Source organism: Brucella sp. NBRC 12950, assembly GCF_030268145.1.
Classification (GTDB): domain Bacteria; phylum Pseudomonadota; class Alphaproteobacteria; order Rhizobiales; family Rhizobiaceae; genus Brucella.
In genome coordinates this window covers 308,743-333,662 of record NZ_BSQC01000003.1, presented here as the reverse complement: position 1 = coordinate 333,662, position 24,920 = coordinate 308,743, and the positions used below count along the sequence as shown (strand labels likewise).

Here is a 24,920-nt window from a genome sequence, read left to right as displayed (position 1 = left end):
CGTAAGCTTTGCCAAGTTTTGTCCATAGTTTGCCGCAAGCCACCTTGCCGGTTCCGCTTATGTGTGGAATTGTGAAGGAAAGTACGGATTCAGGAAATTCTCATGTCTCAGCAAGAAGCGGTTTTGTCCGATCAATTGAATCTCCGCGTTGCTGAACGGGTGCGCGAGGAAATCGCGCGGCGCAGAATCTCGCGACAGCATCTGGCTGATGAGGCGCGCATCAGCCTCTCCACGCTTGAAAAGGCACTGTCCGGGCATAGGCCCTTCACGCTGTCCACCATCATCAGGCTTGAGCAGGCCATGGGATTTGACTTGCGTGAGCAGTCGGAAATGGAAAAGCCCAAGCCCGTGGTGCCGCACGGACACGCTCCAGAAGAATTGGGTGCTTACTCGCGCCCTGCTGTATCCTGGCTAGAAGGAACCTTCCTTACCCTGCGCCCTTCCTTTGGCAATAGATCCGATATTTTCGCCTATTGTACCGATATCAGCTGGGATTCCGAGAATACGCATCTCAAATTTGAAGAGCGCGAGCGTACCGATACGTCTTTTTCGCAGCAGGGACGTGTTTCTGTCCCTCATCTCTCAGGCCATGTTTATCTAGTGACCAATACCTCTGGTCAGTACCGCATGGCGGTTCTCTCACGGCCAAGTATCGCCGGTGAAATGCACGGCATCCTCACGACATTGCGGGCAGGCCAGGGTGCGCAACTCACACCTGTTTCGGTGCCTCTGGCACTTATTCCGATGAAGGTTTTTGAAACGCCAGTGTTTGGCCGTGTAACATCTGCAGATCAGGCCTACGACCAATATTCACGCTTTATCAGCAAGACACTTGGAGATGGTTATGCAAGTTTCGTGACATCGGAATAGATTAATATTATCCCTTAATTGTACTGCCCTATATACTAAAATATATGTACGATTTTGCAGAACCAAGCGCCTCATTTTCTTTTAAAATACTGAAATATCTTCAAATTATGGAAAGAATAATTCCTTAATTATGTTCAAATAGCAGCCTTGCCTAATATAAAAAATTCCTCATTATTATTTTGCCGCAGCTGGCTGCAAAATGGAGAGGGATAATGAGACATCGCGTAATTGCACCTGCCTTTGTAACGTTTCTTTCAAGCACAGCCATTATTACGATCAGTAGTTTTATACTGAAAGCAGATCCGGCTTTCGCGGCCTGTTCATTTTCTCCCACACTTGGTGACGACACTTATATTTGCGACAGCGGCACCTCTTTGGCCGGGCTGACTGATCTAAATGGTAATAACACTTTGCTGTTGCCACCAGGCGGCACGGGTACAATTAACGGCAATGTGTCCTTCGGCGCAGGCACAGACCGGATCGAAGTTCATTCCGGCACGATTGCGGGCAATGTCGTTCAGGGGGATGGCACGGATGCATTCGTGATTTCTGGCGGCGCTGTCACGGGCAATATTCAACAGGGTAGTGGCATTGATGATTTTCGCATGACGGGCGGCGAGGTCGGCTCTCTTAATCAGGGTGATGCGCTCGATACGTTCTTCATGTCTGGAGGCCGGATTGTTGATGCATTCGACGATGGCGATTATGCCGTCATGACCGGTGGCCGGATCGGTCGCGTCAACCTGAAGCTCGATAACAATTACTTCAATATGTCCGGCGGCACTATTGATCGCAATCTGGTTGCGGGTTTTGGAGATGATACGATTATCATTTCCAATGGCATGATCGGTGGCAACATCAGCGTCAGCGGCGGCACAGATAGTGTGACGATTACCGGCGGTACGGTTGCAGGCGACATTCTATTGAGCTTCGGCAATGACCAATTTAGCTGGAATGGCGGCGGAATTGTCTACGGCAATATCGATATGGGCGGTGACAGCGATACGGCGGTGCTTACCAATCTGACAGAGGCAAATATCGGCGCGACCAAACGCCTGACAGGCGGCGAGGGTGTTGATGCACTGACTTTCAACAATGTCAAAACCGGTAAGGTTGCCCGCTTTGACAGTTGGGAGACGATCAACCTCACCAATGATACGCGCTTGACATTTGACACGATCCTCACCCTTGGCGACGCAGGCACAGGCACTGGAACGCTCAATGTCGATGCTGCCAGCACGATCTATGGCGGTTCGGCACAAAGTGGCATCAATTCTTTTTCTGCAAACCAGTTCGCGTCCGTCTTCAATGCCGGCCGTATCGATCTGACCAATGGTGGCTCAAGCACTACTGACACATTTACAATCAAGGGTAACTATACTGGCCAGAACGGTCTTCTCTTCGTTGATACTGTGCTTGGCGCGGATGGGTCGCCATCGGACAAGCTTGTCATTGATACAGGGAACGCCTCCGGCTCCACCGGTATCGTCGTCAACAATGTGGGTGGGGCGGGCGCTTCGACCATTTCCGATGGCATAATGGTTGTGCAGGCGCTTAACGGCGCGACCACAGCAAGCAGCGCATTCTCGCTCAATGGTCGTGTCGCAGCTGGTGCTTACGAGTATTTCCTCTTCAAAGGTGGCGTGTCTGCCAGTACGAACGAAAACTGGTATCTCCGTTCTACGCTTGTCAGCGGCACTCAGCCTGCGCCTGTGGTTCCTGAGGAGGATTTGTCACCGCAAGCGCCCGAAAATTCTGCTCCACCGCCAACTCTTGAGCAACCACCGGCGACCCTGCCGGTCGATCCGAACGATCCAGACCCCGAAGATACATCTGCGCCTGTCACGGAAAGTTCGCCTGAGCCTGAAGCGCCACCTGCACCCCCAGCAGCAGAAGCGGCCAATCCGCCCGCTGGTTCCAGCGGACAATCGTCAATCCCGCAAATAGGCTTTGAAGGGGCGGTGTCACCATCGCCGGGTGCCACGCGTGTGCAAGGAGATGTCGTCACGCTTTATCGTGTCGAGGTACCGGCCTATTCAGCTTTGCCACCTGTTGCGCATCATCTGGCACTCACGTCTCTCGGAACCTTTCATGAGCGCCGTGGCGAACAGGATCTTCTTAAAAGCGGCGGTTATCTGCCATCTACCTGGGCGCGTTTGTTCGGGCAGAGTATCGATACGAAGTGGAAGGGCACTGTTGCGCCAGGGCTTGATGGCAAGCTTTTCGGCATTCAGGCCGGTCAGGACCTTTGGGGTCATGAGACAGACAGTGGCCATTTCGACCGTTTCGGCTTGTTCTTCGGCTATGCCCGTGTGACAGGAGATATTACAGGGCAGGCGCTGGGCTGGAATGATTTGGCGGTCGGCGATCTGGAAATGACTGGCACCAGCTTTGGCGGTTATTGGACGCATATTGGCCCGCAAGGTTGGTATCTCGATGCCGTGCTGATGGGCACGTGGTATGGCGGCGATGCCAATTCCAATGAAGGGCAGGGCATCGATGTCGACGGCCATGGTATCACAGCCTCGTTGGAAGGGGGCTATCCAATTGCGTTGAGTGAAAGCTGGACGCTGGAACCGCAGGCGCAGCTCATCTGGCAGAGCCTTTCGCTCGATGATCAGGCAGATCGTTACTCATCCGTATCGTTTGATTCAGATAATGCCTGGACCGGACGCATCGGAATGCGTCTGCAGGGTGCTGAGGAGACATCCATCGGCAAGCTGCGTCCCTATTTGAAAGCCAATCTGTGGCAAAATTTTTCTTCCGATCAGACCGTGCGCTTTGCCACCGATCCGATTGTGACCGACCTAAAAGGCACTTCGCTGGAAGTTGGCGGCGGTTTGACCCTCGACATCACCGAGAAGGCCAGCCTTTATGCGACTGCCGATTACACAACCAATCTTGGTGGCGAACGCAACCGAATCTGGGAAGGCAATATCGGTTTGAATGTGAAGTGGTGAATTTTCACTCGCTACTCTGTCTGAGCTGGTGTGTTCGGCTACCTTTTTAACCGACTTGCTGCCGTCACATCCGCGTGATAGTTGCGTCTCCGGCCAATTTTAGGAGTACGCCATGGAACGACTGATCGAACGCAGCCTTTTCGCCAGTCGCTGGCTGATGGCCCCTATGTATATCGGCCTCGCAATGGCGCTGGTCATTCTGGTCTGGGTGTTCATCGTTGAGCTGTGGCGCTTTGCAATGATTGTTCCGTCAATGACGGTCAATGATGCTGTTCTTGGCGTGCTAGCGCTGATTGATCTTAGTCTTGCTGCCAATCTTTTGATGATCGTGATCTTCGCGGGCTATGAGAATTTCGTCAGCCGCATGGATCTGGCCGATCACAAGGATCGCCCTGATTGGCAGGGTGAAGTCGATTTCTCGGCGCTGAAGTTGAAGCTCGTAGCCTCGATTGTTGCAATTTCCGGTATCCATCTCCTTAAGGTATTCATGGATGTTGCCAAATATTCGGCCGATCACATCAAGTGGATGGTCGTCATTCATCTGGTCTTCGTGATTTCGGGCGTGCTTCTGGCCGCTATGGACTGGATCGCCAATCACGGCAAGACGTTGAAGAAGTCCAAGGCATCCAAAGCGTCAGACTAACTTTGTTCAATTGCGTCGGCTTCGCGAAGACGATAGCCGACGCCTGTTTCCGTCAGAATATAATGCGGCTGATCGGGAGATTTCTCGATCTTCTGGCGCAGCTGACGAACATAGATGCGCAGATATTGCACATCCGCCGCCGGACCCCAGACGTGGCTTAGAATATATTGATGTGTCAGCACCTTGCCTGCGTGCTGCACGAGCAGGCGCAGGATTTCATATTCCTTTGGAGAGAGCTTTATCTCCATCTCATCAAGCTTCACAATGCGCCTGACCAGATCGACCGACAATCCATCGCTCTGAAAGACAGGCTTTTCTCCCTGCTGGTGCAGTTTATGGCGTAACGCCACGCGGGTTCTTGCTGCTAGTTCCTTCATCCCAAAAGGCTTGCTGACATAATCGTCGGCACCCGTTTCCAGCGCTCGTACTATGCCCGCTTCATCGGTTCGGCTTGAAAGAATGAGAACTGGCAGTGTCAGTCCCTGTTCACGCCACAGACGGAGCAGCTCATGGCCGTCGGTATCGGGCAGACCAAGGTCAAGCAGAACGAGATCAGGATTTTCGCTTTGAAGCAGCATGTCTGCTTCGCGCGCATTGGCCGCTTCTATAATGCTATAGCCTTCGGTTGTAAGCCCAACCCGCAACAATTTGCGGATGGGTGGCTCATCATCGACAACCAGGATTTTCGGCTTTGGATCGCTCATCAGTTCCGGTCCATTTCTCTGCAATACCCCTGCATCCTAGCGCACGCACAAAAGACGCTCCGATGTCTATTTGCAAGCACGTCTTTATTCCAAAACCGGCTCCCACTTCTGGGAGACATGGTTCGCTGGCAAAGGTATTGTTATTGTGAAACGGGCACCGGAACTCTCGGCCCTGTTTCCGGCCCGAATGGTTCCACCCATTGCTTCAGTAAAGCCACGGGCAATGGAAAGACCAAGACCTGTTCCTGCCTGTACATGATCACCCTTTCGAACGCGATAGAATGTATCGAAAACCCGTTCAAGATCGACATCGGGAATGCCCGGGCCATGATCGCTGATCTCAAGCACCACATATCCACGCTCAACATGCGCTTCAAGCCTGATCTCTGATCCCTGCGGCGCATATTTTGCGGCGTTGTCGAGAAGATTAAACAGCACCTGCTCGAACAGGACCGCATCAAGCCGCAGCATGGGAAGCTCGGCTGCAACCGCTACCTGAACCTTGTGATGCGCGAGAATTTTGACGGCTCGATGCAACGCTGCCCCTACAATATCGCCAAGATAATGCAGCGACAAAGTGGGCTCCATAGCGCCTGATTCAATCCGTGTCATATCGAGCAGATTGGCAATAAAACGATTGAGCCGTTCGGACTGCTCGACAATGGTCGTTAGCAATTCGGTGCGATCGCTTCCAGGTAGTGACGCGGAATAGTCGCGCAATGTGGTGGCAGCACCCATGATACCGGCAAGCGGCGTTTTAAGATCGTGCGATATAGAGGTAAGAAGCGCGGAACGGAGCTTGTCTGCCTCTGCTGCAAGCTTGGCGCGTTCGACATCACCAACAAGCTGCACACGCTCAATGGCAATGGCCGCCTGATCGCTGAGAGCTTCAAAAAGCCTTTGTTGTTCGGGTGTCAGGATTGGCCCCTGCCGATCATTGTCGAGGCCAATCACGCCGACAGACGTCCGTGCCGTCTTGAGCGGCAGATAAAGCCGCTTGGCACCAGGAAGGGTATCCGCACCTCGTCCCGCTGGCAGTTCATGTTCCCACGCCCAATGGGCTGCAGCAATATCGGCATCGACAAGACTGTCATCGGGTGGGTATCCTGCGCGAACCGCAATGCTGTCACCTTCCGGCAGCAGGATGACAACCCGTACTTTCAGCATGGAGGCGATCTGAAAGGCGGTTGCCCAGAGCACGTCGTCGAGCGAACCTGTCCCCGCCAGCTTCTTGCTGAAAAGATAAAGATCCTCGGTCATGTTTGCGCGCTGTCTTGCAGCTGCGGCCTGACGCTGCACGCGGCTTGCCAGATTGCTGGCGACAAAACTGACAAGCAGGAAGAACGAAAGTGCCACCACGCTTTCGGGGTCCGCGATAGACAGTGTGTAGAGCGGCGAGAGGAAGAAGAAGTTATAGGCAAAAGCGCTCAATACAGAGACAAACAGCGCAGGCCAAAGGCCAAGTGTGACTGCAACACCGAGAACACCGACAACGAAAACCAGTGCGATGCTTCGCACGTCGAGAAACTGATCAAGCAAAAGCCCAACACCAAGTGCACATGCTGTGACAAGTGTTGCGACGAGATATGGCTTGAGGTCATACCCGGATGAATGGCTGACGGTTTTAATGTTGCGGGCGGAACCGGCATTGTCGCGGTCAGCGGCCGCGGTGATATGAACATCAATTGCACCGGAATGGCGGATCAGTGCGTGGCCGACCGAGCCCTCAATAGCCTCGCGCCAACGTGGCTTGGCCGATTTTCCGGCGACGATATGTGTGAAATTATGCGTTGAAGCATAACGCACGAGGTCTTCGGCGATGCTTTGGCCGGGAATTATGATTGTTTCGCCGCCGAGCTGTTCGCAAAGACGCATGGTTGCCGCAAGCCGATCCTTGGCTTCATCGGAAAGCCCGGCCGAACGCGGCGTTTCGATGTGAATTGCAGCCCATGGCGCGCGCATTCGGTCGGCTAGTCGCCGGGCATAGCGGACCAGTGAAGCACTGTTTGGGCGCTGGTCGATCGCAACGAGCACCCTGTCACCGGCAGCCCATGGCCCCTGGATGGCATTGGCGCGCATATGGGTTAGCAATTGCTCGTCAACCCGCTGGGCTGTGCGGCGGAGAGCGAGCTCACGCAAGGCCGTCAGATTGCCAGGGGAGAAATAGTTTCGGATTGCACGCTTTGCGGTTTTGGGCAGATAGATTTTGCCCTGATTAAGCCGCTTTATGAGATCGTCTGGCGTCAGATCAATCAACTCGACATCGTCGGCCCGGTCGATAATGCTGTCGGGCACGGTTTCGCGCACGCGAATGCGCGTAATCTGCGCAACCACATCATTTAGGCTTTCGACATGCTGGATATTAAGTGTGGTATAGACGTCGATCCCGCGCGCCAGAATTTCCTCCACATCCTGATAACGCTTGGGGTGACGGCTGCCCGGTGCATTGGTGTGGGCGAGCTCATCCACCAGAACCAGTTGCGGCTGTCTTTTGAGGATGGCATCAATGTCCATCTCTTCAAGACGGTGGCCATGATAGGACACTGGCTTACGGTCTATGATCTCAAGCCCATCGACAAGCGCTTCGGTTTCTTGTCGCCCATGGGTCTCGACAATGCCGATCACCACATCGATACCGTCTGCTTTTCGTGCACGCCCCGACATTAGCATTTCATAGGTTTTGCCGACGCCGGGTGCTGCTCCCAGAAATATCTTGAGACGACCGCGCGTTTCGCGTTCTGCCTGTTCAAGCAGCGCATCGGGGGAAGGCCTCATATCGCTAAGGCGAAGATCATCCGATACCAAGCGTTGTTCCTCGAAATTAAAAGGCGGCGGGAAAGCGCGCCGTTAGAGCGGTTCCGGTTTTAACAGAATTGTTGGAGCCGCTCTATCGTCTCGTTTGTGCACATGAGCCCGCGCAAACCGCTGCACGTTTTTGCTCAAAGTGCTTCGATCTACTCTAGTTACTGCCTGCCCTGTCGAGAACAAGGTTGAGCTTGAGCACATTGACCACCGGCTCGCCGAGAAAGCCAAGCTCGCGCTGCTCGATCTGTTGCTCGACAATGCCGCGAAGGCTTGTTTCATCGAGCCCACGTGCTTTGGCAACGCGAGGCACCTGAAAAAGTGCGGCTTGTGGAGAGATATGGGGATCAAGCCCACTGGCCGATGTTGTAACCAGATCAATCGGCACTTCGGGATTCGCCGTAGCCTGCCGCAATGAAGCTGCGTCGTCTTTTATGCGTGCAATCAGTGCCGGGTTGGTTGGTCCGAGGTTGGAACCACCCGAGCTTGCAGCATCATAGCCCTCTTTTCCTGCTGCCGAAGGGCGACCATGGAAGTAGCGATCGCCTGCAAATTTCTGGCCGATCAGTTCGGACCCGATCACTTTGCCATCTTTTTCGATGAGGCTGCCATTTGCCTGTTGCGGAAAGATGGCTTGTGCAAGACCCGTCATGCCAAGCGGATAGATCAGCCCTGTAATCACAGTGAGAGCTACAATCATGACGAGTGCTGGACGCAGATGTTTCAGCATTTTTTATTCCTTAAACCAGGCCGATGGCGACGATTGCCATATCGATGAGCTTGATGGCGATGAACGGAACAATGACGCCGCCAAGGCCATAGATCAGAAGATTGCGCGACAGCAGTGCGCCTGCACCAACGGGCCGATAAGCAACGCCTTTCAGCGAAAGCGGGATCAGCGCCACAATGATGAGTGCGTTGAAGATGATCGCTGAGAGGATCGCGCTTTGTGGGGTCGCAAGACCCATGATGTTGAGCACGCCAAGCTGAGGGTAAAAGGCGAGAAACATCGCGGGAATGATCGCAAAATACTTGGCAATATCATTGGCAATCGAGAACGTCGTAAGTGCCCCGCGTGTCATCAGCAATTGCTTGCCGATCTCGACAATCTCGATGAGCTTGGTTGGATCACTATCGAGATCGACCATGTTTCCGGCCTCGCGTGCGGCAACTGTACCGGTATTCATCGCAACGCCGACATCGGCTTGTGCCAAGGCAGGCGCATCATTGGTGCCGTCTCCGCACATGGCCACAAGCTTGCCCTTGGCCTGTTCCTGCCTGATAAGCTCGAGCTTGTTTTCAGGCGTGGCTTGCGCCAGGAAATCATCGACGCCTGCTTCTGCAGCAATCGCTGCCGCTGTCATCGGATTGTCGCCAGTGATCATCACCGTGCGAATACCCATGCGGCGCAATTCGGTAAAACGCTCACGGATCCCGCCCTTGACGATATCCTTGAGATGAATGACTCCAAGCAGGCGTCCATCCTTGCTGACCGCGAGCGGCGTACCGCCTGCTTTGGCAATCGTGTCGGCAATGGCTTGGAGTTCGTGAACAGTCTTCTCGTCCGAGGTCGCATGTTTGAGCACTGCATCAACCGCGCCCTTGCGGATTGACGATCCTTCAACATCGACACCACTCATTCGGCTTTGCGCCGTGAAAGGCACGAAGCTCGCATTCAGGCCCTGCATGTCGCGGCCACGCATGTCGTATTTTTCCTTGGCGAGAACGACAATGGAGCGACCTTCCGGGGTTTCGTCGGCAAGTGACGCCAATTGTGCGGCATCGGCAAGGGCGAGCTCGTTCACGCCGCTTACTGGCATGAATGCTGTTGCCTGACGATTGCCCAGCGTAATTGTGCCGGTCTTGTCGAGGAGCAGCGTGTCGACGTCTCCAGCAGCTTCGACGGCGCGGCCGGACATGGCAAGAACATTGAAGCGCACCAGACGGTCCATGCCAGCAATTCCGATTGCCGATAGAAGCGCGCCGATTGTTGTGGGGATCAGCGTTACGAAAAGGGCAACCAGCACGATGACAGGAACATAACCACCCGCATAGGAGGCAAAGCTCGGGATTGTCACGACCGCTAAAACGAAGATCAGCGTCATGCCTGCAAGCAGAATATTGAGTGCGATTTCGTTCGGTGTCTTCTGGCGTTCAGCGCCTTCGACAAGGCTGATCATCTTGTCGATGAAGGTCGAGCCCTGCGCCGCCGTGATGCGGACTTTGATCCAGTCCGACAGAACCTGCGTGCCGCCTGTGACTGCTGAGCGGTCGCCGCCCGATTCACGAATGACCGGAGCGGATTCACCTGTAATGGCTGCTTCGTTGACGGAAGCAACCCCTTCTATGACTTCTCCGTCGGAAGGAATGATATCGCCTGCTTCGACGATCACTACATCGCCAACCTTTAGACTTGTTCCGGGCACGACCGTGAAATCAGTGCGCGCCACATCATGCAGCAGTTTAGCCTGGGTTTCGGTGCGTGTGCGGCGCAGGGATTCCGCCTGCGCCTTGCCGCGACCTTCGGCAACGGCTTCAGCGAAATTAGCAAACAGCACAGTGAACCATAGCCACAGCACGATCTGGAACGAAAAGCCGATACCGGTGCCGCTGGTCGCAACATCCTTTATCAGAAGAACAGTGGTAAGCACGCAGACCACTGCCACCACGAACATGACGGGATTGCGTGCAAGGCTTTTGGGGTTGAGCTTGCGAAAGGCATCGCCAATTGCCGGAATGAGAATGCGGGCGTCAATGATGCCGGTTTTAACTATTTTAGGGGTTTGGGACTTGCTCATAGGGAACTCCAGAAAAGCGGACCCAGAAATTCTGCAGCAGCGACGATCATCAGCACTGCTGCGAGGATGAGGAGAATGAGGTTGGACGGGCTGATCATTGGAAAGTTTGCCCGTTGATCATTGCAAGATGCTCAGCAATTGGTCCGAGCGCCAGCGCAGGGAAGAAGATCAAACCGCCGACCACGAGAATGACACCGATCAGCAGGCCGACGAAAAGCGGTCCGTGGGTTGGGAATGTCCCAGCAGATAGGGGCGTTGCCTTCTTGGCAACCAGTGAGCCTGCAATTGCTAGGGCCGGAATGATGACCAGAAAGCGACCCATCAGCATCGCAAGACCGATGGTTATATTATACCAGGGCGTGTTGCCGGAGAGCCCGGCAAAGGCCGAACCGTTATTGGCCGTACCTGACGTATAGGCATAGAGAATTTCCGAAAAGCCATGTGGTCCGGGATTGGCAATTGAGCTTAACCCCGTCGGGATGACTGTGGCGACAGCCGTAAAGCCAAGGATCGAAAGTGGCAGGCATAGTACGGCGAGCATGGCCATCTTTACCTCTTTTGCCTCGATCTTTTTGCCCAGATATTCCGGTGTGCGCCCGACCATCAGTCCGGCAACGAAGATTGCGACGACAACAAACAAGATGATGCCGTAAAAGCCTGCGCCCACACCGCCAATAATGATTTCACCCAGCATCATGTTGATCATCGGGATCATGCCGCCGAGCGCCATCATGCTGTCATGCATGGCGATGACCGCACCGCAGGAAGCGGCTGTTGTCACCACCGCAAAAAGGGCGGACATTGTGATGCCGAAGCGAGTTTCCTTACCTTCCATATTGCCGCCATCAATGCCAAGCGCATGGATCAGCGGATTGCCCGCAGCTTCTGCCCAGTAGCAAATTCCTACACCGGCTATAAAAAGCACGCCCATTGCAGCAAAAATTGCCCAGCCCTGCTTCTCATTGCCAACCATGCGGCCAAAAACATTGGTAAGGCTTGCACCGATCGCAAAGATCGCCACCATCTGCATCATATTCGAGATGGCGTCGGGATTTTCGAACGGATGCGCTGAATTGGCGTTGAAAAAGCCACCGCCATTGGTGCCAAGCATCTTGATGGCAAGCTGCGAGGCGACAGGGCCAGTTGCTATGACCTGGCGAGCACCTTCAAGGGTGGTGGCTTCGACATAAGATCCCAACGTCTGCGGCACACCGAGAGCCACGAAAACAAGCGTCATGGCGATTGAGATCGGCAGCAAGACATAGAGCGTGCAGCGTGTGAGATCGATCCAGAAATTCCCCAGCGTCTTCATAGATTTACGCGAGAATGCACGGATGAGTGCAATGGCAATCGCCACCCCCGTTGCTGCCGAAACGAAATTCTGGACCGTAAGTCCCGCCATCTGGGTGAGATAAGACATGGTGCTTTCACCACCATAATTCTGCCAGTTGGTGTTGGTCACAAAACTTGTTGCCGTGTTGAAGGCGAGATCGGCAGGCACATTGCTCATGCCCATCGGATTGAAAGGCAGGAAACCTTGTGCACGCTGCAGCAAATAAAGAGCGAGGAAGCCCGCCAGGTTGAACAGCAGCATGGCGGCGGCGTAATGCGTCCAGTGCTGCTCCTCGCGCTCACTCGTACCGGCCAAACGATAAAGCCCCCGTTCAATGGGCATTAGGAGGGGCGACAAAAGTGTGCGCTCACCAGTGAAAACACGAGTCATGTAACCGCCAAACGGCTTCACGAGCGCGATGATGATCCCGCAGAAGATGAGGATCTGTATCCATCCATTGATTGTCATGGTTTTTCCCAAGCCCAGATCAGGCTCAAATTAATTGCTTATTCAGAACCGTTCTGGACGAATGAGCGCGTAAAGAAGGTAGACGGCGACAAAGGCCGCTACGAAGGCGCCTGCGATATATTCGATCAGCATCGCGTTTCCTCAAAGCCTCTCGCAAAGGCGCAAATAGCCAAATAGCATTGCAAAAAATGCGATGCCGACACCCAGCACGGCGATATCCATTGTCATTTCGAGTATCCTTGGTCGATGTCCTGGCCGGATTGCCCGTGGGCGCCCGGTCTTCACAAAGTCCATTATGCTGCCGTCGCCCATAGGGTTTCGAGAGAGAGAAACGGGCTCAGAAATAAAAAACTCATATATGTTTTGGATCTGGCGCTTGGCGACTGAGCGACTTTTGAAGCAGCAAGCCTCATTTGAAATAATCAATGGGAACAAAAAGAAAGCGCGCCGCAGGCCGCGACGCGCTTTAGGTTTTCAAATTGCGCTGTTGTATTTATGGATTGCGATCATCAAAAGCTTGGATGATTGCAGCCTTCGGGCTTTTGCTTGCAATCAGACTTGCCAGAAGAATACGCGCCTGTCCCGGTCGCAGCGTTTGCGAATGCACTGCACCGGCTGCAACCAGATCATGTCCACCACCGCCGCCGCCATAGCCTGGGGCCAACATGCCTGTGGGAACGCGGCTAGAAACCACCACCGGAATATTGTTTTGCGCACATTGCTTTACAGCTTGAACAATTGTCGCGTTGGCATTGCCCGAACCTAAAGCCGCAAGCACAATACCGTGGCTTCCGGCTTGAATGCTCGCTTGAAGATGCAGGTCGTCACAACCAGGATGGATCGCCACAATGTCGACCCGCGTACCGCTTACAGATGCTGGCAAGCGGCCTGCTTCAGGTCGTTCGAGTTCGCGGACCGATCTGAAAGCGTCTGCATGGTCGCTGCTGAATTTGAACGCGCCCCATGCCGGAACAATCCGGCCGCCAAAGGCGATCAATACGCCTTGTTGCGCATTAGCAGGGTCTGCTGCCAGATCGATGGCGGTTTTAAGATTGGATGGACCGTCGGCATTGGGATGATCGGCAGTGAACTGTGCACCCGTGAAGATCACCGGTTTGGAATGATTGCGTTGCAGCTGTACCAGGAGCGCCGTTTCTTCCATTGCATCGGTGCCATGGAGCACCACAACGCCGCTGATTTGTGGATCTGCAATCTGGGCTTCAATGGCTTCGGAGATGGACTGCATATCAATCAGTGTCAGGCTGGATGAATCCTTTGCCATCAAATCGATTGGGCGAAGCTTAGCTCCGACCTCGCCAAGCGTCGCAAGCAGATCGTCGCCATTGAGCGTCGGTGTGCTTGCGCCATCGTCCCCGCGCTTGCTTGCAATAGTTCCACCGGTGGCGATGACCGCCACCAATGGTTTGAATTGCGAATTGTTCACGCTACCCCTCAATCAGCTGTTTTTTTGCGCCTCAGCTGCACGTTCAGCAGCCAGACGATAGATTCGATCACGCAGACCATACCAGCCAATAATCAGAGCGGGTACAATGATAATTAGCGAGCCAATTGTATAGGAGCCGACCGGATAATCTGCGGCCATCAGAATGAGTACACCCAACAGGAAGATCAAGGTCAGGATACCGGTGTAAGGTGCACCGAACATCCGGAAATCAGGGCGTGCGATCTCACCCTTGCGCGAAAGGTACCAGAGTTTGAGCTGGCAAAGAATAATCACGGCCCAGGCTGTGATGATGCCAAGCGATGCAAGGTTGAGTGCAATTTCAAAGGCTGCGGCAGGAACCACAGCATTGAGGCCCACGCCGATTGCAGTAACGACCGCAGTCACAGCTATACCGCCATAAGGAACCCCGCTCTTATTCATCTTGGCAAGTGCTGCTGGTGCAGAGCCCGAAACAGCCATTGAGTGAAGAATGCGTCCGGTCGAATAAAGTCCGGCATTCAGCGATGACAGCACAGCAGTCAGAACGACGAGGTTCATGATGATATCCGCACCCTGAACGCCAATCTTGCTGAAAAAGGTCACGAATGGGCTTTCGCCGTCCGAGTAAAGCGTATGCGGCAAAAGTAGCGTGAGCAGTAAAACGGAGCCGACATAAAAGACCAGCAGGCGAAACACGACGGTACGGATCGCACCTGGCATGATCTTGCGCGGGTCTTCAGTTTCGCCAGCGGTCGTGCCAATCAACTCGATCGAGGCATAGGCGAAGACGACGCCTTGAATAATCACGAGTGCGGGCAGAATACCATTGGGGAAAAGGCCTCCACTCTCGCGAATGAGATGGAAACCCGGCTGATGACCATCAATCGGCGTGCCGGACACAACGAAATAAATGCCAACCGCCAGGAAAATCACCAGTGACAGCACTTTGACAAGGCTGAACCAGAATTCCAATTCACCGAAAACCTTGACCGATAGCAAGTTCATTGACAGCACCAGAATGAGGGCTGTCATTGCAAACATCCATTGGTCAATCCCTTCAAGCCACGGCACATAGTGCTTGAAGAAATTCATGTAGAGCGCGACGGCTGTAACGTCAGCAATCGATGTCATGGCCCAGTTTAGCCAGTACATCCATCCGGCTGCAAAGGCCATTTTTTCGCCGTAGAATTCCCGGGCATAAGAAACGAAGGAGCCGGAGCTCGGACGATGCATGATCAGTTCGCCGAGCGCGCGCAGCACCAGGAATGCGAAAAAGCCACAGACGGCATAAACGAATACAAGCGACGGCCCAGCCTGAACAAGACGTCCACCAGCACCCAGGAAAAGGCCCGTACCGATTGCTCCCCCGATTGCAATCATCTGGATCTGACGCGGTTTTAGCGCTTTGTGATAGCCGCGGTCTTCTTCTGTGAAGACTTCGCGTTCAGCCGGTGTGGCCTTGATAAATTCCGTTGTCATCGCTCCTCCCTGAGAGCTCAGTTTGAATAAAGGCTATAGCTTTACGCGGAACCCGCAACGAAGAACGGCATTCTTGAATCATTGAGATACATGGAGCTCGCGCTTGGCGCGGCAATGCATCGACCATTTTAAATCAAAACATTGCTGAGAAAGGAAACCTCTACGCCCTTTAGCGCAGGCTTCTATTCACTCGCTCAATTGTTCCCGTTGCTATTTCTGTAAAGCTGCATGACAGATTTAATGCAAGTCTTAACGCATATCAGAAATGGCTAGTCAAGCTCACAAGTATGTTGACGCTCATGACGAGGAGGAGTACCGGTATTAATCTGTCTGACAGCATGACAGATTTAATCGTTTCGGTTTCAGGAGGACAAAGTGGTCGAGACGCGCATTGAACATGATTTGCTCGGGACAAAGGCGGTGCCTAAAGCTGCTTACTGGGGCATTCATACCGCCCGGGCAGTGGAAAATTTTCAGATCACCGGGGTTACGATCGGACGCTATCCCCATCTTGTTCGCGGTCTGACGTTTGTCAAAGAAGCAGCAGCACTCGCCAATCATCAGCTTGGCCTGCTTAGCCGAAAGCATCTTGATGCAATTGTGTGTGCTTGCCGCGAAATCCGCGATGGCGCGCTGCATGATCAGTTTGTGGTCGATGTCATTCAGGGCGGTGCGGGCACATCCACCAACATGAATGCAAACGAAGTCATAGCAAATCGAGGGCTGGAACTGCTGGGCTTTGAAAAGGGCGACTACGCGCAGCTGCATCCAAACGACCATGTTAATCTCAGCCAGTCGACCAACGATGCCTACCCGACTGCAATCAATGTCGGGCTGATTGAAGCCATTGATGAACTCGCCAACACAATGGAAATTCTTCAGGCATCGTTTGAGCGTAAAGCACAACAATTTGCGAAGATGCTGAAAGTCGGGCGCACGCAGCTTCAGGATGCGGTGCCGATGACACTTGGTCAGGAGTTCCGAACCTTTGCCGTGATGCTTGGTGAAGATCGCTTACGATTGCTTGAATCGGCAAAGCTTCTGCACGAAATCAATCTTGGCGCGACGGCAATCGGTACAGGTCTTAATGCACCCAAGGGTTATGCAGCGCTTGCCTGTGAGCATCTTTCGCGTCTTACCGGTCGTCCGCTGGTCACCGCCAGTGATCTGATTGAAGCGACGCAGGACCCGGGCGCTTTTGTGCACCTGTCGGGCGTCCTCAAACGTGTTGCCGTCAAGCTTTCAAAGACCTGCAACGATCTGCGTCTGCTGTCTTCCGGCCCGCGGGCGGGAATGGGCGAAATCAATCTGCCAGCCGTTCAGGCAGGCTCCAGCATCATGCCAGGCAAGATCAATCCGGTGATCCCGGAAGTGGTCAATCAGGTTGCTTTTGCCGTCATTGGCAGCGACATTACGATCACAATGGCAGCGGAAAGTGGCCAGCTGCAGCTCAATGCATTTGAGCCGATTATCGTGCGCTCGCTTTCGGAAAGCATCAGCCAGCTGGGTGCTGGCTGCCGCATTCTCGCAGAACGCTGCGTAAACGGCATTACCGCAAATCCCGAAATCATGGCTCGTCGTGTGGAAGAATCCATCGGTCTTGCCACTGCGCTTAATCCGCTGATTGGCTATTATGCGGCGACCAAAGTTGCGCAGGAAGCACTCGCAACGGGCAAAACGGTAGCAGAAGTCGTGCTTGCGCAGGGGCATATGACACCTGGTGAATTGCAGCTCGCCCTCAAACCGGAGCAACTTGCCAATTTAGCGGTCGAACCCTGATCATCGCTCAGTTGCCCTTGGAACAACCAAGAACGCCGATCGGACTGGATCCGAGCGGCGTTCGCAGTTTCTAATTATGTATGATCTTTCTCGGCCTCGTTTTGTCCCGCTTCCATTATCTCTGGTCTGATGCGGTTTTTTCCTCAGCCATAATGGTGGTGACAGCCAGTTTGACCTGTCCGAGATGGGTCTGCATTGCAAGACGTGCCTGCTCTTCGGACCCGGTCCTGATTGCCTCTGCAATCTGGCGGTGCTCGATGTTGGAGGCTTCACGTCGACCGGCCATCAGATTGACGAGTTCGGACTGTCGTGAGAGCGCTATCCGGGCGTCCGCTACAATCTTCGCAAACATGGCATTGCCGGACGCCAGTGCAATCATACTGTGAAATTCTGTGTCAAGCAGTACCCATTTGTGCGGATCGGTCTGCCGATCCATGCGATCGCAGAGATCAATGAGATTGGTCATTTGCTCGTTCGTGTGACGGGTTGCGGCCCATCCGGCTGCCGGCACTTCGATGAAGGGGCGCGCCTCGATAAGATCGCGCGCCGAATAGCCACCATAGCTCAGCTCGGGGCCCGGAGACGTTTTAAGCACATAAGTGCCGCTTCCCGTGCGGGTTTGGGTGAGGCCAAGCGTCTGCAGCGAACGTAGTGCCTCGCGCACGATGGGACGACTGACACTATATTTCTGAGCGAGTTGAGTTTCAGAGGGCAGACGTGTTCCAACCGTCAGGCGTCCATTCGCGATAGCGGTGCGAATGTCTTCAAAGACGATTTCCGCAGCATTTTTCCGGTTTACCGGGCTTGAATCTGCCAGCCAGTCAATCACGGCGTCGGGCTCTCCCACTTCGATGCAACTTGTCTAACAGCTAGGCAATTTACGTCGTTTGGGCAACAGGTGTTTCGCGCATGATGTGGCTTTGACAATATTTAGCGTGTCAGCGTGTGATAGTGTCCGTGATGATAGATGAGTGGTTCACCGTTACCACTCACAATCTTAAGCGCGCGACCGATGATAATGGCATGGGTATGACGTTCGATGATCTCTTCAACCTCGCAATCGATGGAAGCGAGTGCGCCTTTCAGTGCCAACGCGCCACTCGCAAGCGCATACCATTCCGCGCCCTCATAGCGCGCGGCACCTTTCTCACCATTGCGGCCTGCGAAACGGTCGGCCACAGACTGCTGCTCGCTCGATAAGATGTTGAGGCAGAAGCGGCGTTCGGCATTGATTGTCGGCCAGACCGAGGCAGTCAGATTAATATTGACGATTATTGTCGGTGGTTCGACCGAAAGAGCGGTCGCAGAGGTCACGGTTGCACCAGTTCTGGCGTCGCCCGTTCCTGTGGTCAGGACGCTGATGCCGGCAGCAAGCTGTCGCATCGCAGCTTTCAATTCATCCGCCGTGGCCGTATTGGGGATCAAATCGAGCGCTGCAGAGTTCAGTCTGTTGGGATGTGCCATCAATCATGCCAACCGGAAACGTTGGGAGCGCTTCCGGCCTCTTGTTTGGGGGAATTTGGTCTAGCAGCCGCATCGTGTAAATGGGGGAGGAGGGCAATGCGGCTACTGTCTTTATGTATGCTTTATTTCAGGCCGAGCAATATTGAGATGCTCACGCAATGTCGAGCCCGTATATTCGGTGCGGAACAATCCACGCTCCTGAAGAATAGGCACAACCTGTCTGTTGAAGTCTTCAAGTCCACCAGGGAAATAAGGTGGCATTACGTTGAAGCCATCCGCAGCGCGCCCCTCAAACCATTCCTGCATCCGGTTGGCAATCTGCTCGGCGGTGCCAAGAACAATATGGTGGCCACGGCCAGCTGCGACGCGAAGCGCGAGATCACGAATGGTAAGGTTCTCACGACGCGCCAGATCACGCAGAAGCTCTGCGCGGCTGCGAAGCTGATCGGAAATAGGCAGATCAGGCAACGGACCGTCGAGATCGTAATCAGCAAGGCTATGGCCGATGCGTTCTTCAAGAAGTGGCATGGCGCTCTTGATGTCCGTCCAGCGGTTGAGCTCCTTGAGTTTTTCGGAAGCATCTTCAAAACTGTCGCCGATCACCGGCATGAAGCCGGGCATGATTGCGACACTGTCCGGATTCCGACCGGCCTTGACCACCCGCTCCTTTAAGCTCGTATAAAAAGTTTGCGCCTCAGCAATGCTCTGCTGTGCAGTAAACACGATATCCGCGATACGAGCCGCGAGATCCTGACCCGGACCGGACGAGCCTGCCTGAATGAGAACTGGATGGCCCTGCGGAGAACGCGGAATGTTGAGCGGACCCTGTACCGAGTAATATTTGCCCGCATGGTTGAGCACATGCACTTTGTTGGCATCGGCATAGACGCCGCTTTTCTTGTCTTTCGGAAAAGCATCTTCGTCCCAGCTGTCCCAAAGGCCGCGCACGACATCGACGAACTCTTCAGCCACGGCATAACGCTCGTCATGTTCAGGATGACTTTTTGAGAAATTGTTGGCGGTGCGAGCGTAAGAGGTGGTGACGATGTTCCAGGCGGCGCGACCATGGCTCAGATGGTCGATAGACGCAAACGCGCGTGCTGTATGATAAGGCTCGCCGTAAGTGGTTGAAGCGGTGGCAGCCAGCCCGATCTTGTCTGTGACCATGGCTAGTGCGGATAGCAGGGTCAGCGGTTCAAACCGGGCAACCATTGATGGATGAGCATCAACGCCGCTGGTCAGTCCATCGGCGAGAAATACCATGTCGAATTTTGCATCTTCAGCCTGCTTCGCAACGCGACGCAGCAGGTCGAAATTTTCGCTGCCCGCTTCTGCATCTGGGTGCCGCCAGCCGGAAACATGATGGCCTGCACCTTGCAGGAAAAGGCCGAGATGCATCTGTTTCTTGGTCATTATTTTACTCCGGGGATTGGTTGAGCGACGAAATCAGTGTCTGCAAGTCGTCCACCGTCGTCATGGATTGCACGAGGTCGGGTATGCCTGCAAAGCGCTGGTCATTCTTCGTTGCGTCTTTGAATTTATCGGTCGGGTCGCTGATGCTCGGCAGACCATCGACGCGTTGCGAGAGTGTGGATCCATCCGTGAGCGTTACATTGATGATGACGAAGCGGGTTTTTGGATCGGGTGAAAGCCGCGGGGCATTCTCATCGTGGTGTCGCGTCACTTTGGACGCGAGTTGTGCCAAATCGCCGTCGACCGGACGTTCATCAAAATGAGCAATCGTTAGCTTTCCGTCGCGCAAAGCGGCCGCAAAAATATACTCGGGGCTGAACCGCGCATCGATGCCCGTCACAGGCGTGGTCGTCACCAGGGCCGCATCACCACCAGGCGGAAAAGTGATCGAAACCGCTGCGATCTGATCGGGTTGCAAGGCTTTCTCATTGCGCAGTGCCAGTGCACCAACCCCGACAGGATGGGCGGCCGTGCAACAAGGAAAAGCTTTAAGGGTCAATCCGGGCACGACAATCTGCCAAGGCTCACCCCAACCTTGTGTGACGCGCGATATATCCTCTGCGCCAAAGGCAAAAGCTTTGAAAAAGCCGTTTGCATTATCGATAAAATCGGGCGCGCCAACAAAGCCAGCTTCTGCCAGGCGCGCAGCACTAAGACCTGCGCGTGCCGCAAACCCTGCATGAAGCGGTTTGGCGTCAAAGCCAAATTGCAGACGAAGACCGGCCGATTGTGTGGCGGCAAGACCGAGCGCTATCGCAGTCGTTGATGCATCGAATTTCAATAGATGTGCGATTGCAGCTGCAGCTCCTAGAGTACCGAGCGTTGCGGTTGCATGAAAGCCGTTTTCATAATGTTTGGTACCCATGGCAAGGCCGAGGCGCGCCATGGTTTCAAGTCCGACAATATAAGCCGAAATCAGAGCATCGGCTCTGACTTCACCCTCCCCGGCGACTGACAGAAGAGCCGGGATGATGGCAATCGTCGGATGTCCGCGCACGCTGCCATGCACATCGTCATAATCGAGGACATGCGCTGCATGAGCATTGATGAGCGCTGCCGTGAAAGGATCGGCGGTCCCGTTCTGGCCAATCAGTGCCACATTCCCGCTCACACTTAGAACCTTGCTGACGAGATGGGTGCTGCGATCACTCGCACCGCCAAGCGCGCAGGCGAGAAAATCAACGATTGCTGTTCGGGCAATGGCGATCGCTTGAGTTGATGGCCTGGAGCCAATGATGGCCCGACTTAAGGCCTCCGTCACATGATCGGTCATATCAGATCCCTTCACCGCCTTCATTGATGCGGCTTACATTGCCGCCTAGGCCGTTGACGAAGGCACCGATGCGCGGGTTCGTGGACTTATAGAAAAGCTGTTCTGGTGTGCCCTGCTCGATGATGCGACCGTTTTCGGTAAAGACGATGGTATCGCTGATTTCTTCGGCAAAGCGCATTTCATGGGTCACGAGAATGCTGGTCATGCCTTCGTTGACGAGATCACGAATGACCGACAGTACCTCACCCACTGTTTCCGGGTCGAGCGCCGATGTGACTTCATCAAACAAAACCAGTTCTGGACGCATTGCCAAAGCGCGTGCGATTGCAACACGCTGCTGTTGACCACCCGAAAGTTCACCTGGATAGGCATCTGTCTTGTGCCCCAGGCGAACCTTTTCCAGAAGCACCTTTGCATGGCGCTCCGCTTCGATTTTTGAGGTGCGAAGAATTTTGACCGGCGCAATGGTGATGTTTTCGAGAACCGTTAAATGCGGAAACAGGTTGAATTGCTGAAACACAATGCCAATGCGCTTGCGCAGCATTATTCGCTCGGCTTCGGTCTTCAGCTCATCCACGCGCGTCGAACCGACGGTGATTTTCCCCGATTGCGGGATCAACAGACCGTTGATGCAGCGCAGGATTGTTGATTTTCCTGACCCGGATGGCCCGATGATCGAAACTGCATCGCCCTTGTTGATCTTGAGATCAATACCCTTGAGCACTTCGTTCTGTCCAAAAGACAGATGAACGTTCTGAAGTTCGACCAGTGTAGTTTTGGTGGTGTCGCTCATGTGAATTTCAGATCCTTGTCAGCGGGAGGAAAGCCGCTTTTCGAGCCGCTGTGTGAAGCGCGACACGGGATAGCAGAAGAGAAAGAACGCCATCAAAACGGTCAGATAGATGATGACGGTGAAGTCATTGCGCTGGACTGCGGTGCTTGCATCGGTCGCCGAATGCAGCAGCTCATGCACGCCCACAAGTGATGCCAATGCCGTACCCATGGTTATGGATGTATAAAGGTTCATCCAGGGCGGCAGTGAACGTTTGACGCATTGCGGCAGGATGATCCAGCGCAACGATTGCAGGCGTGAAAAACCAAGGCCCTGTGCTGCTTCCCATTGGGCAGTCGGGATTGATTGAATGGATCCGCGAGTAATTTCTGCAATATGCGCGCTTGCTGGGATCGCAAGGCCGACCACTGCTTTAATCCAGTCGGGGAAAGCAATGTAATTGCCGAATATCACCAGTTCGAACGGGAAAATATAGGTCGCAGCAAAAATCAGTACCAGATGCGGCGCATTGCGGAAAATCTGCACGTAGGTTACGGCCGGTGCGCGAATTATCCTGTAGGGGGCCAGTTCCATGATGCCGAGCAAAACGCCGGCAAAAGTGCCCAGCGTGATCGCAAAAACGCTGATCAGCACGTTCATGGCAAAGCCCTTGCCAAGATAAGGCAGCCATTCGAGCCAAATCTGGCCAAGTGACGGATCTAGATAAAACCAGAGTGCCGTGGCGAGAATGATGGTCGTGAATGTGAGAGTTGCGGGCGACATCCAGATGCCCGGCTTTTGCTCAACAGCGATGTTCATTGGCCATATCCCGGAATTGCAAGGCGCTTCTCAAACCAGTAACCAACGCGTGCCACGATGAGGTTGATGATGCTAAAAAACAGAAGAATGACCAGCATCAGCTCGACTACATTATCGCGCTGTGTCCAGATCAGAATCGAGGCATAGGTAATCTCGCCAACAGCAATGGCCGACCCAACGGTCGTAAGCTTCACCAGATTGACCAGATTGTTGACCACAGCAGGGAGTGCGGTGCGGATTGCCAGCGGAAGCTCGACATAAATGAGCACCTGAAACGAATTGAATCCGATAGCGCGCGCAGCCTCGATCGTTGTGCCGGGAACAGCTTCAATGCCTCCGCGCAATGCTTCTGCGTGAAGGGCTGCAATATGAAGACCGGTAATCGCGACCAACCAGAAGAATGGCGTGAGTGGATTGTTCTGCGCGCCACCGATTGCGTTGGAAATCAGCATATTGAGAACGAGAAACCCACACATCAGCTGCACCAGCGTTGGCGTATTGCGAGTGAGTTCGACATAGCCACGCACAGGAATGGCTAGCCAGCGCTTTCCTGAGGTCAGTGCGCCAGCAAACAAAACGCCAAAAAACAGGCTCAGCGGAATGGTGATCGCGACCAGCTTAAGCGTGGTGACCATGCCATTGAGCCACATATCAAGCTCATAGCCACTATTGAGAAATTCATAGTTGAGGCCGATTGCGCTGGTGAGTTCAATAAAGCGCGAAATCAGAGCTTCTTTCATTGAAATGATCCATTGCGGTTAGAGCAGATTCCAGTCTGAGTGCATCAGATCAGCGCTCCAAATCCTTTATATTGAGCATAGTTTTATCGAGCGTCGTTTCACTCCGGTCGAATTAAGCTCTGAAATTGCGGACGGATGAGCCGTCCGCAAATGCTCTGTAATTTGCATATTGTATGGCTTATCAAGCCTTCAATTACTGAGACTTGAGCTTGTTATGCTCTTCTTCAAGATAGCTCAGGTTTGGCAGGCGATTTGCCTTGGCGATCTCGATCATCTTGCCCGACGCGTGGAGATCGCGAACGATCTTGTCGAGAGCGGCTTCGGTGTCGTTCTCGTCCTTCTTCAACCAGATGACTGAATCCGAAGGTATCAGGTCGGTTGGAATCAATATGCCGTAATCCTTCCACTCGTCGGCGCGATCCTGAAGCATCAGACCCAGTGTACCGCTGACATGAACCGAAACATCGCAATTGCCGCCTTTGAGTGCCAGCAGTGATTCCGGTTGGCTTGGGAGCGCCTTTACGTTCGCGCCATATTCTTCGATCAGCGGCTGAGTGTAGTTGGATCCTTGCGAAACGCAGGCGATCTTGCCCTTGAGATCTTTCCATTCCTTGATGCCGCTGTCTTTGCGACCAAGGGCAGCACCGCCCATGCGATCGTAAGGTGTCTTCACATAACCAAGCGATTTGGCGCGTTCTTCAGTGTACTGCATATTGGCGATCAGAATGTCGACCTTGCCCTGCTGCAGGAATTGGACGCGGTTTGGCGGCGTGACGGTTTGTGTTGCGAGCTCAACGCCGAGGCCTTTCGCCAGTTCGTTAGCGATATCGATGTTGAGACCCTTCTGTTCCTGCGTCTTCGGGTCGATATAGCCGAATGGTGCACCTGAAAGGATGACGCCGACGGTCAGCTTGCCTTTGGCTTTAATGCGATCCAATGTTGCGTCTGCATGGGCCGCACCCGACGCGGCAAGGGCCATGAGAGAGCCCGCAATAAGAGTCTTGGAGAGGTTTTTGACGCTGAGGATCATGGGGGACTTCCTTCGATTAAGCTGGCGCGAATTTACAGGAAGTAGAACCCTCTTTACGACGAACGGATT

General features: G+C 53.9%; 20 protein-coding genes. 4 read left to right on the top strand and 16 right to left on the bottom strand.

The window, feature by feature from the left end; translation table 11 throughout:
* Positions 1-102 precede the first annotated feature (102 nt).
* From QSJ70_RS06925 to QSJ70_RS06915, 3 genes are all read left to right on the top strand, one after another.
* Positions 103-870 carry a helix-turn-helix domain-containing protein gene (locus QSJ70_RS06925; RefSeq protein WP_285535295.1) on the top strand — a complete coding sequence of 256 codons (768 nt, stop codon included), beginning with the start codon at positions 103-105 and terminating at the stop codon, positions 868-870.
* A 212-nt stretch (positions 871-1,082) separates the two neighbouring features.
* Entirely contained in the window at positions 1,083-3,830 is a 2,748-nt protein-coding gene (locus QSJ70_RS06920; protein ID WP_285535294.1) for an autotransporter family protein, read from the top strand.
* A 112-nt stretch (positions 3,831-3,942) separates the two neighbouring features.
* The gene (locus tag QSJ70_RS06915) at positions 3,943-4,473 is read left to right on the top strand and encodes a TIGR00645 family protein (RefSeq protein ID WP_215777878.1); all 531 of its coding nucleotides are present in this window, start codon (positions 3,943-3,945) and stop codon (positions 4,471-4,473) included.
* Here the strand turns inward: QSJ70_RS06915 and QSJ70_RS06910 are convergent.
* The 8 genes from QSJ70_RS06910 to QSJ70_RS06875 form a co-directional block, all read right to left on the bottom strand.
* Positions 4,470-5,177, bottom strand: a complete 708-nt coding sequence (locus QSJ70_RS06910) for a response regulator transcription factor (RefSeq protein WP_285535293.1) — start codon at positions 5,175-5,177, stop codon at positions 4,470-4,472. The genes QSJ70_RS06915 and QSJ70_RS06910 overlap by 4 nt on opposite strands.
* 84 nt (positions 5,178-5,261) lie before the next feature.
* A complete protein-coding gene (locus tag QSJ70_RS06905; RefSeq protein WP_252349128.1) occupies positions 5,262-7,952 on the bottom strand; it encodes a DUF4118 domain-containing protein in 2,691 nt (896 codons plus the stop codon).
* A 184-nt stretch (positions 7,953-8,136) separates the two neighbouring features.
* Positions 8,137-8,709 carry a potassium-transporting ATPase subunit KdpC gene (kdpC, locus tag QSJ70_RS06900; RefSeq protein WP_285535291.1) on the bottom strand — a complete coding sequence of 191 codons (573 nt, stop codon included), beginning with the start codon at positions 8,707-8,709 and terminating at the stop codon, positions 8,137-8,139.
* Positions 8,710-8,719: 10 nt separating this feature from the next.
* The gene (gene kdpB, locus QSJ70_RS06895) at positions 8,720-10,777 is read right to left on the bottom strand and encodes a potassium-transporting ATPase subunit KdpB (RefSeq protein WP_285535289.1); all 2,058 of its coding nucleotides are present in this window, start codon (positions 10,775-10,777) and stop codon (positions 8,720-8,722) included.
* Positions 10,778-10,871: 94 nt separating this feature from the next.
* Complete coding sequence (gene kdpA / locus QSJ70_RS06890) at positions 10,872-12,578, bottom strand: potassium-transporting ATPase subunit KdpA (protein ID WP_285535287.1); 1,707 nt, start codon at positions 12,576-12,578, stop codon at positions 10,872-10,874.
* Between the two features lie 42 nt (positions 12,579-12,620).
* Positions 12,621-12,710 (bottom strand): K(+)-transporting ATPase subunit F, encoded by a 90-nt coding sequence (kdpF, locus tag QSJ70_RS06885; RefSeq protein ID WP_215777889.1) that lies wholly within the window; start codon positions 12,708-12,710, stop codon positions 12,621-12,623.
* Positions 12,711-13,071: 361 nt separating this feature from the next.
* Entirely contained in the window at positions 13,072-14,022 is a 951-nt protein-coding gene (locus QSJ70_RS06880; RefSeq protein ID WP_215777891.1) for an asparaginase, read from the bottom strand.
* A 12-nt stretch (positions 14,023-14,034) separates the two neighbouring features.
* Positions 14,035-15,501, bottom strand: a complete 1,467-nt coding sequence (locus tag QSJ70_RS06875) for an amino acid permease (RefSeq protein ID WP_215777893.1) — start codon at positions 15,499-15,501, stop codon at positions 14,035-14,037.
* Between the two features lie 375 nt (positions 15,502-15,876).
* On the opposite strand from QSJ70_RS06875, the gene QSJ70_RS06870 reads away from it, so the two are divergent.
* Complete coding sequence (locus QSJ70_RS06870; RefSeq protein WP_285535282.1) at positions 15,877-17,280, top strand: aspartate ammonia-lyase; 1,404 nt, start codon at positions 15,877-15,879, stop codon at positions 17,278-17,280.
* Positions 17,281-17,395: 115 nt separating this feature from the next.
* Here the strand turns inward: QSJ70_RS06870 and QSJ70_RS06865 are convergent, their stop codons facing one another.
* From QSJ70_RS06865 to QSJ70_RS06830, 8 genes are all read right to left on the bottom strand, one after another.
* Positions 17,396-18,109 (bottom strand): FadR/GntR family transcriptional regulator, encoded by a 714-nt coding sequence (locus QSJ70_RS06865; RefSeq protein WP_285535280.1) that lies wholly within the window; start codon positions 18,107-18,109, stop codon positions 17,396-17,398.
* A gap of 101 nt (positions 18,110-18,210) precedes the next feature.
* A complete protein-coding gene (locus QSJ70_RS06860) occupies positions 18,211-18,744 on the bottom strand; it encodes a flavin reductase family protein (protein WP_215777898.1) in 534 nt (177 codons plus the stop codon).
* A 111-nt stretch (positions 18,745-18,855) separates the two neighbouring features.
* Positions 18,856-20,157 carry an LLM class flavin-dependent oxidoreductase gene (locus QSJ70_RS06855; protein ID WP_215777900.1) on the bottom strand — a complete coding sequence of 434 codons (1,302 nt, stop codon included), beginning with the start codon at positions 20,155-20,157 and terminating at the stop codon, positions 18,856-18,858.
* Positions 20,158-20,161: 4 nt separating this feature from the next.
* Positions 20,162-21,490, bottom strand: a complete 1,329-nt coding sequence (locus tag QSJ70_RS06850) for an MmgE/PrpD family protein (RefSeq protein WP_285535277.1) — start codon at positions 21,488-21,490, stop codon at positions 20,162-20,164.
* A gap of 1 nt (position 21,491) precedes the next feature.
* Positions 21,492-22,283: an amino acid ABC transporter ATP-binding protein gene (locus QSJ70_RS06845; RefSeq protein ID WP_215777904.1), complete on the bottom strand. Its 792-nt coding sequence runs from the start codon at positions 22,281-22,283 to the stop codon at positions 21,492-21,494.
* An 18-nt stretch (positions 22,284-22,301) separates the two neighbouring features.
* Positions 22,302-23,045 carry an amino acid ABC transporter permease gene (locus QSJ70_RS06840; RefSeq protein ID WP_039860335.1) on the bottom strand — a complete coding sequence of 248 codons (744 nt, stop codon included), beginning with the start codon at positions 23,043-23,045 and terminating at the stop codon, positions 22,302-22,304.
* A gap of 32 nt (positions 23,046-23,077) precedes the next feature.
* Positions 23,078-23,821, bottom strand: a complete 744-nt coding sequence (locus tag QSJ70_RS06835; RefSeq protein WP_215777907.1) for an amino acid ABC transporter permease — start codon at positions 23,819-23,821, stop codon at positions 23,078-23,080.
* 193 nt (positions 23,822-24,014) lie between these two features.
* The gene (locus QSJ70_RS06830; RefSeq protein WP_215777909.1) at positions 24,015-24,851 is read right to left on the bottom strand and encodes a transporter substrate-binding domain-containing protein; all 837 of its coding nucleotides are present in this window, start codon (positions 24,849-24,851) and stop codon (positions 24,015-24,017) included.
* Positions 24,852-24,920: the final 69 nt, after the last annotated feature.

Coding starts and splice junctions, on each gene's coding strand:
- QSJ70_RS06925 (WP_285535295.1), top strand. CDS start 103: ATGTCTCAGCAAGAAGCGGTTTTGTCCGATCAATTGAATCTCCGCGTT.
- QSJ70_RS06920 (WP_285535294.1), top strand. CDS start 1,083: ATGAGACATCGCGTAATTGCACCTGCCTTTGTAACGTTTCTTTCAAGC.
- QSJ70_RS06915 (WP_215777878.1), top strand. CDS start 3,943: ATGGAACGACTGATCGAACGCAGCCTTTTCGCCAGTCGCTGGCTGATG.
- QSJ70_RS06910 (WP_285535293.1), bottom strand. CDS start 5,177: ATGAGCGATCCAAAGCCGAAAATCCTGGTTGTCGATGATGAGCCACCC.
- QSJ70_RS06905 (WP_252349128.1), bottom strand. CDS start 7,952: ATGAGGCCTTCCCCCGATGCGCTGCTTGAACAGGCAGAACGCGAAACG.
- kdpC (WP_285535291.1), bottom strand. CDS start 8,709: ATGCTGAAACATCTGCGTCCAGCACTCGTCATGATTGTAGCTCTCACT.
- kdpB (WP_285535289.1), bottom strand. CDS start 10,777: ATGAGCAAGTCCCAAACCCCTAAAATAGTTAAAACCGGCATCATTGAC.
- kdpA (WP_285535287.1), bottom strand. CDS start 12,578: ATGACAATCAATGGATGGATACAGATCCTCATCTTCTGCGGGATCATC.
- kdpF (WP_215777889.1), bottom strand. CDS start 12,710: ATGCTGATCGAATATATCGCAGGCGCCTTCGTAGCGGCCTTTGTCGCC.
- QSJ70_RS06875 (WP_215777893.1), bottom strand. CDS start 15,501: ATGACAACGGAATTTATCAAGGCCACACCGGCTGAACGCGAAGTCTTC.
- QSJ70_RS06860 (WP_215777898.1), bottom strand. CDS start 18,744: ATGGCACATCCCAACAGACTGAACTCTGCAGCGCTCGATTTGATCCCC.
- QSJ70_RS06855 (WP_215777900.1), bottom strand. CDS start 20,157: ATGACCAAGAAACAGATGCATCTCGGCCTTTTCCTGCAAGGTGCAGGC.
- QSJ70_RS06850 (WP_285535277.1), bottom strand. CDS start 21,490: ATGACCGATCATGTGACGGAGGCCTTAAGTCGGGCCATCATTGGCTCC.
- QSJ70_RS06845 (WP_215777904.1), bottom strand. CDS start 22,283: ATGAGCGACACCACCAAAACTACACTGGTCGAACTTCAGAACGTTCAT.
- QSJ70_RS06840 (WP_039860335.1), bottom strand. CDS start 23,045: ATGTCGCCCGCAACTCTCACATTCACGACCATCATTCTCGCCACGGCA.
- QSJ70_RS06835 (WP_215777907.1), bottom strand. CDS start 23,821: ATGAAAGAAGCTCTGATTTCGCGCTTTATTGAACTCACCAGCGCAATC.
- QSJ70_RS06830 (WP_215777909.1), bottom strand. CDS start 24,851: ATGATCCTCAGCGTCAAAAACCTCTCCAAGACTCTTATTGCGGGCTCT.